At 71.1% G+C, this 1,058-nt stretch carries 1 protein-coding gene; it reads left to right on the top strand.

Translation table 11 applies throughout. The features are described from left to right. Positions 1 to 305 precede the first annotated feature (305 nt). Positions 306 to 1,058 (top strand): GNAT family N-acetyltransferase (locus ACIKT0_RS18870; RefSeq protein ID WP_407106834.1); only part of this gene is annotated, 753 nt, incomplete at its 3' end.

The following is a 1,058-nucleotide window of genomic DNA, read 5'->3' as shown; positions in this document are numbered from 1 at the left end:
TCTGCTCCTCGCCGTCACCGCCAACGCCAGCCCCGACGATCGCGCCGCGGCGCTCGCGGCGGGGATCAATGACGTCCTGGCCAAGCCGCTTGAGCGCAAGACGCTTGGCGAGGCGCTCGCGCCCCTGAGAGGCAACGGCTCGCGGGTCGCCTGACGCTGCGGCGGCGCTGCTGGCCTGCGTTGTCACACGCCTGTGCGCCGAATATGCTCCTCCTTGCGCGGGACCGGTTCGGCCCCCGGAAGGCGATGGTTCCCGCCGCCTCCGGACATCGGGGACATGAGACGTCCCCTCGGGGAGGCGCCTCATGTCGACAGATCCGATCGATTTCCCGCCGGCGGCCACTGGCCTCGAAGCCCCCGCCACCGGTTTCGGTTTCCGACCGAAGCCTTCCCAGGGGCCGCGCCTCGCGCAGCCGCTCGGGCGGATCGGCTCGCTCGAGATCAGGCTCGCGGAGAGCGCGAAGGAAATCCGCCGCGCCCAACGGCTCCGATACCGCGTCTTCTTCGAGGAAATGCAGGCCGCGCCCAGCATGACGGCGCGGCTCGCCCGCCGCGACTCCGACCCGTTCGACGCCGTGTGCGACCACCTGCTCGTTCTGGACCATCAATCGCGGGCGCCGGAGCCCGGCGGGCTTCCGGCCGGGCTCACGGGCTTCGAGGTCGGCGCGATCGATCCGGCGTCGCCTTTCGGAGCCGCGAAGCCGAAGGTCGTCGGGACATATCGCCTGCTTCGCGGCGAAGTCGCCGATCGGACGTTCGGCTTCTACAGCGCCGGCGAGTTCGAAGTGGACGGTCTGGTGGCCCGCCATCCCGACCTGTCATTCCTGGAGCTCGGCCGATCCTGCGTTCTGGAGCCCTACCGGGACAAGCGCACCGTCGAGCTGCTCTGGCACGGCATCTGGGCCTATGTGCTGGCGCACGGCGTCGACGTGATGATCGGCTGCGCCTCGCTCGAGGGAACTGATCCGGAGCGGCTCGCGCTGCCGCTCTCCTATCTGCATCACTTCCACGCGGCCCCGCCGGAGTGGCGGGCGCCGGCGGTCGCGGCGCGGCGCGCC

The sequence above is a fragment of the Hansschlegelia beijingensis genome, assembly GCF_045505405.1.
GTDB lineage: Bacteria > Pseudomonadota > Alphaproteobacteria > Rhizobiales > Methylopilaceae > Methylopila > Methylopila beijingensis_A.
Note: the sequence above shows the minus strand (reverse complement) of the source record. Positions and strands in the feature narration are given on the sequence as shown.